Here is a 15,903-nt window from a genome sequence, read left to right as displayed (position 1 = left end):
ACCCGGCCGGCTCTGGTGGCCCGGCGGGGATCGGGTGGTGCGGTCAGTGCTGGGCGGGCGTGACGAGGGTGAGGCCGGCGTCGGCGGCCGCGGTGTAGCCGTCGTCTACGGCGACGACGTCACGTCCCGAGGCGTCCAGGACGGAGGCGGCGATCGCCGCGCGCATGCCGCCCGCGCAGTGCACCCACACCGTCCCGGCGGGCACCTCGTGAAGGCGCTGGTGGACCTGGTGGACCGGGATGTGCACGCTGCCCTCGATCCAGCCACCGGCTCGCTCGCCGTCGCGGCGCACGTCCAGCACCACCGGCTCCTCGCCCCGCTCGCGTGCGGCAGCCAGGTCGGCGAACGTCGCCCGCGGGAACGAAGCGAGCGGCGCCCCCTCACCGGCCCAGTCGGCCGGGGAACCCACGGCTGCGGCGGCGGGGCGGTCGATGCCGACCCGGGCGAGCTCACGCTGGGCACGGGCGAGGTCCTCGGCGCTCTGTGCGAGCAGGGTGACCGGCTTGCCCCACGGCATCATCCACGCCAGGTAGGTGGCGAGCTGGCCCTCGACCTCGAAGTTGAACGAGCCCGCCACATGGCCCTGCGAGAACGCCACACGGCTGCGCAGGTCCACGACCCACTCCCCGGCCGCCAGACGGCGCGCGATCTCCCCCGCGTCCGCGCGCTCCGGGGCGGTCAGGTCCACCGGGACGGGGCCCGCGGCGTTGGCCGGGCCCATGTGTGCGTAGTAGGCCGGAACGTCGTCCAGCCCGGCCAGCAGCTCCTTGACGAACGTCTCCACGTCCTTCAGGAGCGCCGGGTTGGCCGCCTTCTCCGTGCCGATGGTGCTGTGCTCGCCGCCACTCTGGCCGGCGGAGCAGAAGCTGCCGAACCCGTGCGTCGGCATCACCGGCACCTCATCGGCCAGCTCGGCGGCGAGCCGGTGCGCGGAGGCGTGCTGGGCCCGGGCCAGCTGTTCGGTGAGTCGCGGCTCCACCAGATCGGGGCGGCCCACGCTGCCGATCAGCAGCGAGCCGCCGGTGAACGCGGCGACCGCTCGCCCGTTCTCCTCCAGTACGTAGGAGGTGTGGTGCGGGGTGTGACCGGGGGTGGCCACGGCCCGCAGCACCAGGCCTTCGTCGATCTCCTCGACATCGCCGTCGGCCACCGCGACCCGGGCGTACGCCACCGACGCACCGGCGGGCACCAGGTAGCGGGCGCCGGTCAGCCGGGCCAGCTCCAGGCCGCCGGTGACGTAGTCGTTGTGCACGTGCGTCTCCGCGACGGCCGCGATCCTGACCCCGCGCCGGGCCGCTGCCGCGATCACCCGGTCGATGTCCCGCGGCGGATCCACCACCACCGCCGCCCGGGCCCTGCCGGCCAGATAGCTGCGGTTGCCCAAACCTTCCGTCTCAAGGATCTCGGCAAAGAACACGGCTCACACTCTCCTCACAACACGATTACCCCCCGGGGTATCTCAATCCACCGTAACAGAGATACCTAGGGGGGTATCGAGGGGAGCGTGACGACTGCCGCTCAGGCCGTCGACTTATAGGGAGTGGCCTACGCAAGCGACCCTTCGCCTAAGCGGAATCAGCGACGGGTGGGCCTGCTGGTTCGACGCGTGTCAACATAGACGCATGTCGAATGCGAAGGTGCTGCCGCTGCTTGAGCCCGCCGACGGCCAGGGGGTGGTGCCGTGCTGCCCGCCGCTGAGCGAGCGCCCGATGACCGCCGAGGAGGCCGAGACGGCCTCGCGGATGTTCAAGGCCCTCGGTGACCCGGTGCGGCTGCGGCTGTTCTCCGCCGTGGCCTCCCACGAGGGCGGGGAGGCATGCGTGTGCGACATCTCCGACGTCGGCGTCTCCCAACCCACCGTCTCCCACCACCTGAAGAAACTGAAGGAAGCCGGGCTGCTCACCTCCGAGCGACGCGGCACCTGGGTGTACTACCGGGTTGAGCCGTCCGTGCTGGCGGCGATGGGCAACCTGCTGACCCCGCCGGCTGCGGCCTGACCGGGACAGGGAAGGGCGTCGTGGCGAGCGGATCTGCGAGCGCGGTGGCGTTCATCGGGCAGCGCCCTGGATGCGCCCCCCGGCGAGGACCTGCCGCGACGCGCTGACCTTCTTCACCAGCATCACAACGCCGACGTTCGGGCCAAGAAGACGCCCCGAGGTGCCCGGCCACGTCATCAGCCGACAGTGCGCCGCGCAGATCGCGGCATCAATCTTCGCCAACCTGCCCGATCCCTGACCGTCGCGGCCTGTCGCGGAAGCGAGCCCGGTCTCAGCCCAGGGCCTCGATCAGTTCGTTGCAGGCGCTCTCGCAGGAGCGGCAGGCTTCGGCGCAGACGCGGCAGTGCTCGTGCATGTCGGCGTGGGATGCGCACTCGTCGCCGCACGCCTTGCAGACCATGGCGCACGCCTGGAGCATCGTGCGGGTGATGTTGGCGTCGTAGCCGGTGTGGCGGGAGAGCACCGAGGCGGTGGCGGTGCAGATGTCGGCGCAGTCCATGTCGGTGCGGATGCACTTGGTCAGATCGCCCACCATGCCCTCCGACAGGCAGGCGTCCGCGCATGCCGTACACGCCTGTGCGCAGGCGATGCATGCTTCGATGCAGGTAGCGAGCTTGGCCTGGTCGATGTCGCCGAGGTCGGCCGGGTAGGTGGCGAGCATGTCCTTGACGGTGCTGGACATCACGTGTGCCTCCTTGGTGCCGCGGGGCCGGCGACTCCGGCAAGCCGCCTCGCGAGCCCCCGGTACCCCTCCAGCTAACCCCCGCCGGCGCGAACGCGCCCGGCGCACCATGCGGTGCGCCGGGCGGCCGGGGTCAGTGGTAGGCGTGGACGACAGCGTGGCCCTTGCCGCGGCCGATCATCCACTTGTTCACCGGCGTGGTGATCACGAAGGCGACCGCGAAGCCGCCCAGGAGCGCCGACCAGAACAGCCCGTCGGAGAGGTGGGCGTCCATCGCGCCGGGGGTGAGGGCGATGATGCCGTTGTCGACGAGCTCCATCACCGCGATCGAGACGGTGTCGGCGGCGAGCGCGACCTTGATCGCGGTCTTGAAGTCCAGGCCGGCCCGGCGGACCGCGAACAGGGTGAAGGAATAGCCGAAGACGAACGCGAGCGTGATCGCCAGGACCATGGTCTCCACGTTGCCCCACATCAGGGCGGTACCGATGACCATGCCGAGGATCTCGCCGATGGCGCAGCCGGTCAGGCAGTGCAGCGTCGCCTTCGCCGCCGTCGGCCAGGACGCCCCGGCCGCATGGCCGCCGTGGTCGTGACCGTGATGTGCCTGGTGGGCGGTGTGGTCGTCGGTGTGGTGAGCGGTGTGGTCCATGACGTTCATCCCCATTCCCGTCCTGTGTGGCCCGTTCCCGGATCCCACATCCAGAACAATATACCCCCCAGGGGTATTCCTCTAGTGGTTGTCGGCGGCTGCGGAGGGGCGGTGGAGGACGGCCCAGGTGCGGCCGGCGTCGGTGGACTCGTAGACGGTGTCGGTGCTGTCGGCGGCCAGCAGGCGCTGCGCGGTCACCGCCGTGAGCACGGTGGGCTCGCCGTCTTCGGGCAGGCGGCCGCTCTCGGTCCACGTCTGGCCGCCGCGGCTGCTGACGACGCGGCCGTCCGCGGCCAGCGCGATGAGGAGTCCGGGCTCCGGCTCGTCGACGGCGACCAGCCCCGGGGCGGCGGGGACGGCCCGGAAGGTGCGCCCGGCGTCCGTGCTGTGCTCAAGCCCCCTTCCGGTGGCCGCCCAGACCGTGTGGGGGTTCTGGGGGTGGGCGGCGAGGTCGAGCAGAGGCAGGGCGGCGCGTTGGTCCCAGCTGCGGCCGCCGTCGGTGCTGGCCCACAGCTTCCCGCTCTGGCTGTCGAACCCGTACAGCGTGCTGCCGGCCTGTTCGAGGGCGTGGAAGTCTGCTTCGCCTTCGGCGGACAGCGTGCTCCAGGTCCGGCCGGCGTCCGTGCTGCGTATCAGGCCCAGGTGCGGTGACCGGGCTTCCGGGTCGGCCGGGGAGGGGTGGCCGCTGGCCAGGAAGGTGGACGGGCCGGTGACGGTGAAGCCCATGGTGTCCTGGTAGCGGTCGGCCACGCGGGCCGCCTTCTTGCCGGTGAGGCGGAAGACGCCGTGGTGGCCGGCGGCGTAGACGGCGTTGTCGGCCGGGTCGACGCCGAGCCCGTGCAGGTGACCGGTTCCGGGGTCTGCGGCGGCGGTGGTGTTCTGGTCGGGTCCTGAGGTGGAGCAGGCGGCAAGCAGTGCAAAGGCTGCTGCCAGGAGGGCGGCCGTCCGGCCGCGGCGCTGGAGTTTGCGGGCAGGGGTGATCACGTCGGGTCCAAGCTGTCGGCGGGGAAACCAGGCGGGGGGTGCCGCGGCGGGTGGGCGCCGGACGGCGCCCACCCGCACCTGCGGTGTCCGGTCAGTTCTTGCCGAGCAGCTTGTTCATCTGGGTGATCTCGCTGGTCTGGGAGGTGACGATCGCTGCGGCCATGGTCTTGGCGGGCTCGTAGGCGCCGTCGGCCTGCTCGGTCTTGGCCATCGCCACCGCACCTTCGTGGTGCTTGATCATCATTTCCATGAAGGCGGTGTCGAACGCCTTGCCCGAGGAGTTCTTGAGCTTGTCCATCTCCTCGGCGCTCATCATGCCGCTCGTGCCGTGCATGGAGTGGTCCATGGCGCCGTCGGCGGGCACCTCCTCGCCCCAGGACGTCAGCCAGCCGGACATGGTCTTGATCTCCGGGTCCTGGGCCTTCCTGATGTCCTCCGCGAGCTTCTTCACCTGCGCCGAATCGGCCCTGGTGGGGGCGAGGTCGGCCATCTCCACGGCCTGGCGGTGGTGGGGAATCATGCCCATGGCGAAGGCGACGTCGGCGGCGTTGTGCCGGCCCTGGGAGGCCGACGCCGATGCGGACGGGGACGCGGTGGTGTGGCCATCGTGTCCGGCCGAGCTGTCGCCGTTGCCGCCGCAGGCTGCCAGGACGAGCGCGGCCGCACCCGCGGCGGCCCCGGCGGCGGTACGACGGACGAGAGAACGCTTGCTGATCATGGTGATGCAACTCCTTGAGCGCGCACCCACGACAGGGCGCACGCATGTTCATGGGATGAGGGCGTGCCGAAGCGCGACACCGGCTACCGGGGAACAAACCGGCCAGGGTGCCGTGCGGGTCGCTCTAGATCCGAAGAAGTTGCAGCTCAGACAAGTCCGGCGGATCCCGCCCGGTCTCGGCCAAGGCAGCAGCCGGCACCAGCGAGGCAGGGATGAGGGGCGTGCCCGGCAGGGCGCCGGCCAGCGGGGGAGGCGCGTAGGCGGAACCGATTCCGGCCGCCGCACAGGACCCGTCCGCGTGCTCAAGGTGACTCGTCCCGCCGTCCGTGTGCGAGCATCCCGCGCTCGCGTGCGAAGCATCGGGGGACACGGCCATCACCATGTCGTGGCCCGCCTCCGCACGCACTGGCGGCGCTCCGCCGGGGCCGAGGGCATGCATGCCCAGCAGGCCGGCGAGCACCGCCAGCACCAGCAGCGCGAACAGCCGCCCCGCAGGGCGGCGGCTCGACAGCTGCACAGAGGAGGTCACGCGCTCATCGTACGGTCCGGCTCCCGCTGCGGCCTTCTCCCGCTCCAAGGATCCGCCCGGTGGACAGCTGCCCGGCGATGTGACGGACCGTGTCCCCGGCCGGGCGCCCCACCCCGATCAGGGTGGCAGAGGCGGGCCCGGTCCAGTCGCCGTAGCCGAGCAGATGCAGCCGCGGCTCGCCAACAGCCCGTGTGCCATCGGTGGGGATGCCTCCCCGCGGCCCGCGCAGGTTGAGCGGGGCGAGGTGGGACAGCGCCGGGCGGAAGCCGGTGCACCAGACGATCGCGTCCGCATCGCTCTGGCTGCCGTCGGACCATCGGACACCGGTAGCGGTGAGCCGGGCGAACATCGGCTTCACGTGCAGAAGCCCGGCGTCCCGGGCGGCGCGGACCGCCGGCACGGCCACGATGTCGCCGAGGGAGGCGACGCCGCCGGTGTCCGTGCGGCCGGCGTCGAGGGCGCGGCGGCGGGCGGTGGCGACGTCGAACAGAGCGCGGCCGTCGATGTCGTCGGGGAGAAACCGCGGCGGGCGCTGCGTCGCCCACGTCACCTCGGCATGGCCGTCGAGGGTGAGGTCGGCGGCGATCTGGGCGCCGGAGTTCCCGCCGCCGACCACCATCACGTGCTGGCCGGCGAAGTCGGCCGGTGAGCGGTAGTTCACCGTGTGGAACTGTCGGCCGGTGAAGAGACCGCGGCCGGGGACGGCGGGAAGGAAGGGCCGCGTCCAGGTGCCGGTGGCGCTGATGACCGCGCGGGCTCGCCAGGTGCCCGAGTCGGCCTCGACCAGGAGCTTCGCGCCGTCGCGGCGTACGGCGGTCACGCGGGTGCCGTGCTGGACAGGCAATCCGTAGCGCTTCTCGTAGTCGGTGAGGTAGTCCACCACGTGCCCGGCATCCGGGTACGTCTCGCCGGGCTGGGCGGGCATGAGCCGGCCGGGCAGCGAGGAATAGGCGGCCGGGGAGAACAGGTGCAGGGAGTCCCACATGTGCTGCCAGGACCCGCCCGGTGCCGCCTCCCCGTCCAGGATCACGAAGTCGAGGCCGCGCCGGCGCAGGTGGTAGCCGGCGGCGAGCCCGGCTTGGCCGCCGCCGACCACCACCACATCCGTGTGCTGTGTCACGGGGCCGTGGTCACCGCCCCGGGGGCGAACTTCTTACGCCAGGCGAGCGCGACGTAGACCAGGCCGATCAGCACCGGGACCTCGATGAGCGGTCCGACGACGCCGGACAGGGCCTGGCCGGAGGTGACGCCGAAGGTGGCGATGGCGACCGCGATGGCCAGCTCGAAGTTGTTGCCCGCCGCCGTGAACGCCAGCGTCGTGGTGCGGTCGTAGGCCAGGCCCAGGCCCTTGCCGAGCAGGAACGTCCCGAAGAACATGATCGCGAAGTACACCAGGAGCGGCAGCGCGATCCGCACGACGTCAAGCGGCTGCGAGGTGATCGTCTTGCCCTGGAGGGCGAAGAGGATGACGATCGTGAACAGCAGCCCGTACAGGGCCCAGGGGCCGATCTTCGGCAGGAACTTCGCCTCGTAGTCGGCGCGGCCCATCTTCTGCTCGCCGATGCGGCGGGTGAGGAAGCCCGCCAGCAGCGGGATGCCGAGGAAGATGACGACGTTCAGCGCGATGTGCCATACGGACACGTCCAGGCCCTGGCCGTCACCGAGGTTCATCCAACGCGGAAGGAGGTCGAGGTAGAACCAGCCCAGCAGGCCGAACGCGAACACCTGGAACACCGAGTTCAGCGCGACCAGGACGGCTGCTGCCTCCCGGTCGCCGCAGGCGAGGTCGTTCCAGATGATCACCATCGCGATGCATCGGGCGAGGCCGACGATGATGAGCCCGGTGCGGTATTCGGGCAGGTCAGGCAGGAAGATCCAGGCGAGGGCAAACATCACCGCCGGCCCGATGATCCAGTTGATGACCAGCGAGGAGATGAGCAGCTTGCGGTCACTGGTCACGCGGTCGAGCCGGTCGTAGCGGACCTTGGCGAGGACCGGGTACATCATCACGAGCAGGCCGAGCGCGATCGGCAGGGAGATCCCGCCGATCTCGATCTTCGCGAGGGCGTCGTTCATCCCCGGGATGAGCCGTCCGAGGCCCAGACCGACGGCCATGGCGAGCAGGATCCACACCGCGAGGTAGCGGTCGAGGGTGGAGAGCTTCTTGACGATCGAGTCGTCCCCGGTCGGGCCGGAGCCCTGGACGGTGGTGGGCTCGGTGGAGGTCACGGGCAGGCCCTCTTGTTCTCGGAAGCGGTGCGGGCGGAGTCGGCCAGTGCGGCGAACTGCTCGGACAGCCCGGCCAGGACCTCGGGCTTGAGCTTGTAGTAGGTGAAGCGGCCGCAGGGCTCGGTCTCCACGATCCCGGCCTCGCGCAGCACCTTCATGTGGTTGGACAGGTTGGTCTGCTTGGCTCCGGTCTCCTCGACCAGGTGCGTCGTGCACAGCGTCTCGCGCGCCAGCAGGGTCACGATCTGGAGGCGGAGCGGATCGCCCAGCACCCGGATCACATCAGGATCGACTGAAGTCAGCATGCACTGATACTCTCACATCACCACCCGCTGATACCAGCAGGGGCTGAAGTCATTGGCGGCCGGGTTCCGCCATGCGACGAGAGAGAACGATCACCATGGCCGACAAGCCGTCCGTCCTGTTCGTCTGCGTCCACAACGCCGGCCGCTCCCAGATGGCCGCCGCCTGGCTGACCCACCTGGCCGGAGACCGCGTCGAGGTCCGCTCCGCCGGCTCCAACCCCGGCGACCAGGTCAACCCGGCCGCCGTCGAGGCCATGGCCGAGGTCGGCATCGACATCTCCGCCGAGACCCCCAAGGTCCTCACCGTCGACGCGGTCCGCGAGTCGGACGTCTGCATCACGATGGGCTGCGGCGACACCTGCCCCGTCTTCCCCGGCAAGCGCTACCTCGACTGGAAGCTGGAGGACCCGGCCGGGCAGGGCGTGGCGGCCGTGCGCCCGATCCGCGACGAGATCACGACCCTCGTCGAGGGCCTGATCGCGGAGATCGCCCCGGCGAAGCCGGAGGCGACGGCGTGAGCGAGATACGCGAGGTCGTCATCATCGGCTCCGGCCCCGCCGGATACACCGCCGCCCTCTACACCGCCCGCGCCCAGCTCCGCCCGCTGCTGTTCGGCAGCAGCATCTTCGTCGGCGGGTCCCTGACGACCACGACCGAGGTCGAGAACTTCCCCGGCTTCCCTGACGGCGTCGACGGCCCGGTCCTCATGGAGAACATGCGGGCGCAGGCCGAGAAGTTCGGCGCCGAGATGATCGACGACGACATCGTGGCCGTCGACCTGACCGGTGACATCAAGCTCCTCACTGACTCGGCCGGCACCGTGCACCGCGCCAGGACGGTGATCATCGCGACCGGCTCCGGCTACCGCAAGCTCGGCCTGTCCAACGAGGATGAGCTGTCCGGCCGGGGCGTCTCGTGGTGTGCGACCTGCGACGGATTCTTCTTCAAGGGCCGCGACATCGTCGTGGTCGGCGGCGGCGACACCGCCATGGAGGAAGCCACCTTCCTCACCCGCTTCGCCCGCTCCGTCACCGTCGTCCACCGCCGCTCCACCCTGCGCGCCTCCAAGGTCATGCAGGACCGGGCCTTCGCTGATGACAAGATCTCCTTCGCCTTCGATCATGAGATCGCCGAGATCAAGGAGGCCAACGGCATGCTCGCCGGCGTCGTCCTGCGCGACGTCTTCACCGGCGCCACCCGCGAGCTGGACGTGACGGGGCTGTTCATCGCCATCGGCCACGACCCCCGCACCGAGCTGTTCACCGGCCAGCTCGACCTCGATGCCGAGGGCTACGTCACCGTCGCCGCCCCGACGACGCGCACCAGCCTTCCCGGCGTGTTCGCGGCCGGCGACGTCGTCGACCACACCTACCGCCAGGCCATCACCGCCGCCGGCACCGGTGCGGCCGCGGCCCTGGACGCCGAGCGCTACCTCGCCGCCCGCGGCGCGGCTGAAGCCGTACCGGAGACCGCTGCCGTCCCGGCCTGAGCAGCACTCGCAGGCGGGGTCGTCCGGGAAGCCCCGGGCGGCCCCGCCTCTTTCGTACTTGCACCGGCCGTCAGCGGGGAAGCTGGGAAGTCCGCTCCGGGTGGGCGACGCCGACGTAGTGCATGGCGGTCTTCTCCGTGATGCCGAACAGGCGCATGAGCTTCAGAGGGTCGCCGGTCTCGAACGCCTCGTTGAGGATCCGGTCCTGGCGGAGGCCGTCCAGCGTGAACCCCTTGGGCAGGTGCCTGTGGAGCATGGTCATGCTGACCGGCGGGTGGTCGGAGTCGAGCGCGGTGCGCTGGCTGACGAGCAGGTGGGGGTTGGTCGAAGCGGGCCAGCGGCGATGGCGGTAGATGAGCCACTCATCGGCGAGGGCACGGGTGAACTCCTCGATGTAGAGGGTGTGGCGCAGCAGGCCGCGGCGGGCTTCGAGGGTGCCGTGGGCGAGGTTGAGGTCGCAGGTCAGCAGCGTGGGGATCTCGTGACCGGGCAGGGCATGAACGGCGGTCAGGGCGATGACAAGCCGGCCGAGCGGGGTCGTGGCGCGGTCGAGGAGCCCGGCGAGGAGGTCGGAGGGCACGGACTTCGGGATGCCCTTGAGGTCGCCGACGGGAAGGTTGCGGGTGGGGTCGCGGAAGACGACGCGTTCCTGGCGCAGGGCTTTGAACAGGCTGCGCAGGCTGATGGCGAGCTGTCGGCGGGGGCTCCCGGTCAGGTCGTCGATGGCGGTGGTGGCGTGGTCGCTGGTGATCTGCCGCAGCGTGGTGATGCCGCTGCTGGTCCAGGCGGTGAGGATCGGATCGAGGGCGAAGAGGTAGCGGCGGATGCCGTCGTAGCCGCGGGCCTCGTGCTCGCGCCGGCCTTGGCCGCGCAGGACCTGTACCCACAGACGGACCTCGTCAGCGACGGTCGGCGGCAGCGTGCCGATGGTGGCTTCGATCCACACCTGGTCCGTGTCCCGGTGCAGTTCGGGTGCTTCGACCAATAGGCCGCGGGCGGCGAGGAACTGGCAGACCCGCTTGGCCCCGAGGTTGGGGTCGAGCAGGGCGAGGTCGTGGACATCCCGCTCCTGGAAGACCGTCTCGGCACCGAGCCAGTACACCAGGATCGTCAGGGTGCGGATGTCCTTGCGGTACGCGGGGTCCTGCCGGCCGCGGCGCAGCCGGTCCAGTTCCTCAGTCAGTGCACGGGCCGCGGTGGTCAACGGCAGGTCCCTGTAGCTGCGACGGCGCAGGCGGGCCATGACCGGCGACCAGTCGCGCCGCATTGCGAAGAGCGGCTCCTGCCCGCGGGCGGCATGGAGGGCGGACACGGCCTTGTCCTCGTCTTCTGCCGGCGCGGGTTCGGCGGTCGGGATCAACTGGGCCTGGCCGGGAGCCCCGTGCGGAAGGTCGATGACCAGCTGGGTGGCGCGCACTGCGGCGGGGCCCGAGTCGTCCAGGTGCTGGTAGAGGCGGCAGGTGCGGCACCGACTGCCGCGCAGCGGCAGGTCGCTCCGCAGGCACCGTACGCACTGGCCCACGGGGTGCAGCTCGCGCCAGTGACGGCACGGATTGCAGCGGGATCCTCGTTTTCCGCTGGCCATCCAGGCATCGCAGTCGCGGCATGACCGTGCCACCGGCAGCGGCAAAGGCGCCGGAGCGGTGATGTAGGTGGTGGTGGGCTGGTTGGTGGTGGAGAACCGCATCGGCTCCGGTGCCTGGTCGAGCAGACCGGCCCGCAGCAGGACCAGGCGCACCGCGTCCCCGTTGGACGGCAGGTCCCGCAGTATCGCCTCGGGCAGCTGTACGGCGCCCTCCGCCTCCCGCACGGCCAGCGCGAGGCGAACCATCTCGGCGATTGCCCGCTGCCAGCCCACGGACAGGCCGTGCTCGGCCGCCATCACCTCGATCACCAAGCGGCATTCCTCCCACCCGGCGACCGGCCGGCCGACGATCGCGCTGACCGTGGCGTCGGTCAGCAACCTGGGCACCGTGAAGAGCGCAAGCTGACCGCACACCTGCGCCTGCAACACCGGCGGCCCGGCCGGGGCGGCCCGCTGCTTCCGCAGCTTGATCCACCACTGCTGCCCTACCTTGAGCCCGGACTTCGCGGGCCGGCGCAGCGGCCGGGCGTCCGCCGACCGGTCGCCGTACATCCCGCCGACGATCAGCTGGACCGGCTGCGGCCGTGCCTCCTGTAGACCCAGGGCCCACTCGGCGTCCTCCTCGGCCCGAATCGCCATCAGACAGGGCTTGCACAGCCCGTCCGTGTTCAGATGGCCCTCGTGCCGACACCGCGGGCACACCCCGACCTCGGGGTACCTCCTCGCCCAGGGCCGGCACCCGTCGCACACCCGATACCAGTGCACCACCAGCCAACCCAGACACACCGGACAGCTCCGCGCCAACCCCTGACCACGATCCTTCGCCACCGCCCGGCCCCTCAGTTCGGCGGGAGCGAGCGCGGCCCGGCGCCCCGACGGCTGCGCGGCACCGGCCGGACCGGGCCCGCCGTCGGCCCCTCCTCGGCACCGACCGCCCGTTGGCCGGACTCCGGCACCCCCTGGGCATCGGCAAGCGGCTCGGCCTGGAGCAGGTCGGCGACCGTGCAGTTCAGCGCGGCGCACATCTTGTCCAGGTCCTCCAGGCGCACGGTGACCGGCGTACCGCCCCACAGGGCCGCGACCTTGCTCAGCGAGGGGTTGAACCCCACCTGCTGGAAGGCGGCCAGCACCTCGGTCGGCCGCCACAGGTCCCGTTGGGCGGCCACCATCCGAAGGTTCCACTTCACCGTAGGTTCCCCTTGTCCATCACCAGTCGTTGAGCCGCCCGGGAGCTCGCGGTCAGGTTCGCGTGCTCAGGGTCGGCGTGAGCGGTCGCCATATACCGAAGTGTCGTGGTTGCCCAGTCATGTCCGAGGACCTTCTGCACCTCCCACAACGTCATTCCGCGCTCGTAGTTGTGGGTCGCGCAGGCATGACGCAGCAGGTGCGGAAAGAGATCGGAGACCGGGCCGGTCAGGTAGCTCGCGGCCGCCGTGTGCAACGCCTTGCGGAACGTGGACGGCACGATCGCCGGCGCGATCGGCAGGTTCAGCGAGGAGACCGCGGTCGGCTTGCGCTCCGAGGGCCACAGCGGTGCCCGCGGGTGCTCGATGTCGTCGCCGAACTCGCCCCGGATCTCCTCGATGTACCACCACAAGAGGGCGCGGCCCTCCTGGAACATGTACGCCTCGCGCGGCCGCGGCCCCGAACCGTGAGCGCCCTTGCCCAGCACGACGAAGCGACCCCACTGGCCGTGCTCCCAGTGCAGATCGCCCATGCACACGCCGCACAACTCCGCGGCCCGGACGCCGGAGAGGTAGGCCACCTTGGTCATCACGTAGTCGCGGCAGGCGACCAGATACTTCCGCGCGTTGGGCAGGTCCTCGCGCCACCGGCCCAGGAAGTCCCGCATCGCCGCCTGTGACGGCGGGATCCGCAGGCCGAAGTCTCCGCGATGCCGCGGCCGGTTGAACGGGTCGATCGGCGACTCCACGGCCGCCCCGAAGCGCCGCATGATCTCGCCCGCGTATCGCTGCTCGAGGAACGCGAAGTACGCGTCGATCTTGTTGATCTTCCCGCGCAGTGTCGATGGCGCCCGCTTGCCCGGCCCGGCGAAGTAACGGTCGACCTCCCGCGGGGAGAGCTGCCACGGCACGGTGCCGTAGTACTCACAGACTTCCACCACTGGCTTGAGCAGGCCGTCGAGCGTCGTCGGCGCCAGGCCGGCAGCGTCCCGGGCCCACTGGTACTCCGAGAGCGTGTCGAGGAAGAAGCTCTCCTCATCGACGGCGGAGATGCGGGCCTGGCGGCGCCGCTGCAGGGTGACGACGTCCGCCAACCCCGACTCCACCGACACCGCGGCCGGGTCCACCACCGCGCTGGCATCGGCGCCTGGACGCACCAGCGTCAGCACGCGACTTTCGGAATCTGACACGAACCGGGAAATTACAGGGACTACACGCAGAATCTGCGAGTTACTGCCGAGATCTCACACCAACGAGTGAACGCCGCCGAAGGCGCGATCTGCCTGCTGAAATGCCGCTTCACCGGGTCGGGCAGCGGCAGACGAACCCGCACGTACTCCACTAGAGAGCACCGTGGCGTCGGGCAGGACGGTGAGACGTCGGGGACGGGTGCGTCCCAGGTACACGAAGTCCTGGGCCGCGTACACGTGCCCGATATGGCCGGGGCTGAGGAGCTCGGTGCCGCCGTCGGGGGTACGCCGGACCCGCGGGTGCGGGTCGGAATGGGCTACGACGCCGCGTATGCCGTGGCGGGCGGCCGCGGTGAACGCCCGTGCGCAGAACCAGGATTCGGCGTTGGACTCGGCTCTGTCGAGCAGGACGAGCCGGTTGAGTTCGAGGGTCTCGGCGTACCTACGGGTCCCCTCGAACACGTCGAGCACGGCGCCGTTCATCGGGATGCCGAGGGAGAGGACTCCCAGGAGCCGGCCGCCCGGGGGCTCTCCGGGGCCGGGCGGCTCGTCGGTGCGCTGCAGGCCGTAGACGAAGCGAACGGCGGGCCAGGATCCGCTGTAATGATGACGTTCGACGAAGCGGCGCGCGGGCCCCTCCGGGATCGCGATGACTCGGTGCAGATCAGGATTGAACCCGCCCTCACTGGTCCGGCGCCATGTCGGCGTGCGCTCGTGCCACCTCTGGCACTGGTCCTCGGCGCCGGGCAGGTGCAGGGCCTGCTGCTCGGGCGCGGTCAGGGTGAGTGTGCGGGGCCGAGTCTGGAGGGGGGTCACTCCCCCTCCTCACGCTTGGCGGCCGGCAGCGGCGCCCACCAGATGACCGTGCCCCGGCGGCACTGGAAGTGCGTCCTCCCGCCGGTGTCCGGGATGCTCAGGTCGTACAGGCCCTCGGTGTTGTAGATGACGTCCACGAGGGTTTCCTCGGTGGGCTCGGCCGCACCGCGGAGGGCCTTCCCACCGAACATGATCTGCAGGTTCCTGGAACGCGCACTCGCCCCGGTCTCCGCGAGCGGGGTCTTGCGCCACTGGCTCATGTCCGGCTCGGGGGTACGGGCGATGTGCCCCGTGCCGGGGTAGAGCATGACCCAGTTGGAGCGCTCGGGTACGGCCTCCAGCGCGCCGACGTAAACGAGCCAGCCCTCCTGGGTGCCGCTGCCGTGCTGCCCGGTCTTGCGCTGGGGCGCGGCCACCAGATAGCCGGCGCGGGTCACCTGGTGGCCGCGGGTGTCCGCGCCGGCGGCGAGAACGTGGTCGCCCACGGACAGGCTGGCGACTGTGCTCTCCAGGTCGAGGTGCATGGCAGAACTCCTTGGTGGTGAGGGCAGTTGAGATCGCGTGCGTAGGCATCGCCTCGCCGTGGCGTGCACGCGGACAGATCGGTGCCCGGGTCGCGGTGGCGCGGTACATGCCCGGTGCCGCCGGCCGCTGTGCTCGATGCGGCCGGAGGGCTTTCCGCGGGCGGGCGAAGGGGTGCGTGAAATGTCCGGGCTGAGCGTCTTCAGGACGGTGGCGAGCCAGAGCGCCGTCACCAAGGACGGGCAGGTCCCGAGCCGGGTACTGCAAGGCGGCCGCCCAGGCGGTGCCGGACGGCACCGCCTGGGCTGGGCGGGTACTACTGCTGCGGGAGGCTGAAGACCACGATCGTCGGGGTCTTCGACTGCGCCGCCGCGGCGATCGCCGCGGTCACCGCCTCGTGCAGGGTGCTCGGCTCGGTTGCCTGGCTCTGGTCGAGCTGGGTCGCCGTGACGGGGCTGGTCGCCGTCGCGGAGGCGTCGGGCTGGGCGTCGTGGATGACGCGGAGGAGATCGCGGACGAGGCGTTCGGAGTGAGCGCCCAGCTGGGTGGCCGTCCGTCCTGCGGGCCTGATGCGGCGTGCAATGGCCGTCATCTGGCGGGTGGTGAGGCTGTCGATCAGGTCCATGGTCAGGCGCCCGTCGAACTTGTTCCAGAACGCGTCGAAGGCGATCGGGATCGCCTGGCGAAGGTCCTGGGTGAAGTCCGCGACCCACGCGGGCTGGTGAACGCTGCGGCCGCGGCCCGAGGGCTGAGCCGAGTGAAGGACGAGCAGGATCTCGACGATCAGGTCTCCGGTCGGACTGCCGTCGGGCCGCACCGTCGGGGCCTTCTCGTTGATCCGGCGTGCTGCGAGCGCCATGTGCTCGTGGGTGAGGGTGCTGACCTCGCGCGTCGTGATGATGCCGCCGAAGTGGCTGGTCCGCAGTTCCTCGGCAGTGAGGAGTGCCTTGCGTACCCGGTTGTGGAACTCGTGCGGGTTGTGGATCTCCTTGTCGAGATCCTGGGCGAGGGGCAGGTGAATCAT

At 70.8% G+C, this 15,903-nt stretch carries 19 protein-coding genes; 3 read left to right on the top strand and 16 right to left on the bottom strand.

The features are described 5' to 3' along the window. Nucleotides 1-43: 43 nt before the first annotated feature. On the bottom strand, nucleotides 44-1,417 hold the full coding sequence (locus tag ABEA77_RS03460; RefSeq protein ID WP_086762467.1) for an MBL fold metallo-hydrolase: 1,374 nt from the start codon (nucleotides 1,415-1,417) through the stop codon (nucleotides 44-46). A gap of 205 nt (nucleotides 1,418-1,622) precedes the next feature. Here ABEA77_RS03460 and ABEA77_RS03455 point away from each other — a divergent pair, with 205 nt between their 5' ends. Continuing rightward, entirely contained in the window at nucleotides 1,623-1,997 is a 375-nt protein-coding gene (locus tag ABEA77_RS03455; protein ID WP_076968400.1) for an ArsR/SmtB family transcription factor, read from the top strand. Between the two features lie 51 nt (nucleotides 1,998-2,048). Here the strand turns inward: ABEA77_RS03455 and ABEA77_RS03450 are convergent, their stop codons facing one another. The 9 genes from ABEA77_RS03450 to ABEA77_RS03410 form a co-directional block, all read right to left on the bottom strand. Next, nucleotides 2,049-2,219, bottom strand: coding sequence for a hypothetical protein (locus ABEA77_RS03450; RefSeq protein WP_179115584.1), 171 nt, complete (start codon nucleotides 2,217-2,219; stop codon nucleotides 2,049-2,051). 49 nt (nucleotides 2,220-2,268) lie between these two features. Next, entirely contained in the window at nucleotides 2,269-2,679 is a 411-nt protein-coding gene (locus tag ABEA77_RS03445; protein ID WP_076968401.1) for a four-helix bundle copper-binding protein, read from the bottom strand. A 133-nt stretch (nucleotides 2,680-2,812) separates the two neighbouring features. Then, a complete protein-coding gene (locus ABEA77_RS03440; protein WP_076968429.1) occupies nucleotides 2,813-3,328 on the bottom strand; it encodes a DUF4396 domain-containing protein in 516 nt (171 codons plus the stop codon). 81 nt (nucleotides 3,329-3,409) lie between these two features. Then, a complete protein-coding gene (locus tag ABEA77_RS03435; protein ID WP_079251450.1) occupies nucleotides 3,410-4,312 on the bottom strand; it encodes a F510_1955 family glycosylhydrolase in 903 nt (300 codons plus the stop codon). A gap of 91 nt (nucleotides 4,313-4,403) precedes the next feature. After that, nucleotides 4,404-5,030 carry a DUF305 domain-containing protein gene (locus tag ABEA77_RS03430; RefSeq protein ID WP_345640914.1) on the bottom strand — a complete coding sequence of 209 codons (627 nt, stop codon included), beginning with the start codon at nucleotides 5,028-5,030 and terminating at the stop codon, nucleotides 4,404-4,406. Between the two features lie 124 nt (nucleotides 5,031-5,154). After that, complete coding sequence (locus ABEA77_RS03425) at nucleotides 5,155-5,559, bottom strand: DUF6153 family protein (RefSeq protein ID WP_076968403.1); 405 nt, start codon at nucleotides 5,557-5,559, stop codon at nucleotides 5,155-5,157. A 4-nt stretch (nucleotides 5,560-5,563) separates the two neighbouring features. Further along, nucleotides 5,564-6,679 carry an ArsO family NAD(P)H-dependent flavin-containing monooxygenase gene (locus ABEA77_RS03420; RefSeq protein WP_076968404.1) on the bottom strand — a complete coding sequence of 372 codons (1,116 nt, stop codon included), beginning with the start codon at nucleotides 6,677-6,679 and terminating at the stop codon, nucleotides 5,564-5,566. After that, nucleotides 6,676-7,788, bottom strand: coding sequence for an ACR3 family arsenite efflux transporter (gene arsB / locus ABEA77_RS03415; protein WP_076968405.1), 1,113 nt, complete (start codon nucleotides 7,786-7,788; stop codon nucleotides 6,676-6,678). Before arsB ends, ABEA77_RS03420 begins: the two co-directional genes overlap by 4 nt. Further along, nucleotides 7,785-8,093 carry an ArsR/SmtB family transcription factor gene (locus tag ABEA77_RS03410; RefSeq protein ID WP_026328687.1) on the bottom strand — a complete coding sequence of 103 codons (309 nt, stop codon included), beginning with the start codon at nucleotides 8,091-8,093 and terminating at the stop codon, nucleotides 7,785-7,787. The genes arsB and ABEA77_RS03410 overlap by 4 nt, the downstream gene beginning before the upstream one ends. 95 nt (nucleotides 8,094-8,188) lie before the next feature. Between ABEA77_RS03410 and ABEA77_RS03405 the strand changes: the two genes are divergently transcribed. Together ABEA77_RS03405 and trxB are read left to right on the top strand one after the other, a co-directional pair. Beyond that, nucleotides 8,189-8,611, top strand: a complete 423-nt coding sequence (locus ABEA77_RS03405; protein ID WP_345641040.1) for an arsenate reductase ArsC — start codon at nucleotides 8,189-8,191, stop codon at nucleotides 8,609-8,611. Further along, nucleotides 8,608-9,582 (top strand): thioredoxin-disulfide reductase, encoded by a 975-nt coding sequence (gene trxB, locus ABEA77_RS03400; protein ID WP_076968407.1) that lies wholly within the window; start codon nucleotides 8,608-8,610, stop codon nucleotides 9,580-9,582. The genes ABEA77_RS03405 and trxB overlap by 4 nt, the downstream gene beginning before the upstream one ends. A 70-nt stretch (nucleotides 9,583-9,652) precedes the next feature. On the opposite strand, the gene ABEA77_RS03395 is transcribed toward trxB, so the two are convergent. From ABEA77_RS03395 to ABEA77_RS03370, 6 genes are all read right to left on the bottom strand, one after another. Further along, a complete protein-coding gene (locus tag ABEA77_RS03395; protein WP_237277130.1) occupies nucleotides 9,653-11,806 on the bottom strand; it encodes a hypothetical protein in 2,154 nt (717 codons plus the stop codon). Nucleotides 11,807-12,006: 200 nt separating this feature from the next. Next, on the bottom strand, nucleotides 12,007-12,354 hold the full coding sequence (locus ABEA77_RS03390; protein WP_019548546.1) for a helix-turn-helix domain-containing protein: 348 nt from the start codon (nucleotides 12,352-12,354) through the stop codon (nucleotides 12,007-12,009). Beyond that, a complete protein-coding gene (locus ABEA77_RS03385; RefSeq protein WP_256859228.1) occupies nucleotides 12,351-13,520 on the bottom strand; it encodes a tyrosine-type recombinase/integrase in 1,170 nt (389 codons plus the stop codon). The genes ABEA77_RS03390 and ABEA77_RS03385 overlap by 4 nt, the downstream gene beginning before the upstream one ends. Nucleotides 13,521-13,595: 75 nt before the next feature. Next, entirely contained in the window at nucleotides 13,596-14,357 is a 762-nt protein-coding gene (locus ABEA77_RS03380; RefSeq protein WP_345640884.1) for a Mom family adenine methylcarbamoylation protein, read from the bottom strand. Next, nucleotides 14,354-14,881 (bottom strand): hypothetical protein, encoded by a 528-nt coding sequence (locus ABEA77_RS03375; RefSeq protein ID WP_345640881.1) that lies wholly within the window; start codon nucleotides 14,879-14,881, stop codon nucleotides 14,354-14,356. The genes ABEA77_RS03380 and ABEA77_RS03375 overlap by 4 nt, the downstream gene beginning before the upstream one ends. A 314-nt stretch (nucleotides 14,882-15,195) precedes the next feature. Continuing rightward, complete coding sequence (locus ABEA77_RS03370) at nucleotides 15,196-15,903, bottom strand: hypothetical protein (RefSeq protein ID WP_345640878.1); 708 nt, start codon at nucleotides 15,901-15,903, stop codon at nucleotides 15,196-15,198.

This window comes from Streptomyces tremellae, from assembly GCF_039540215.1.
In the GTDB taxonomy this organism is placed as follows: Bacteria; Actinomycetota; Actinomycetes; order Streptomycetales; family Streptomycetaceae; genus Streptomyces; species Streptomyces tremellae.
The sequence above is the reverse complement of the archived record's forward strand: the minus strand, read 5'-3'. Positions and strand labels throughout refer to the sequence as shown.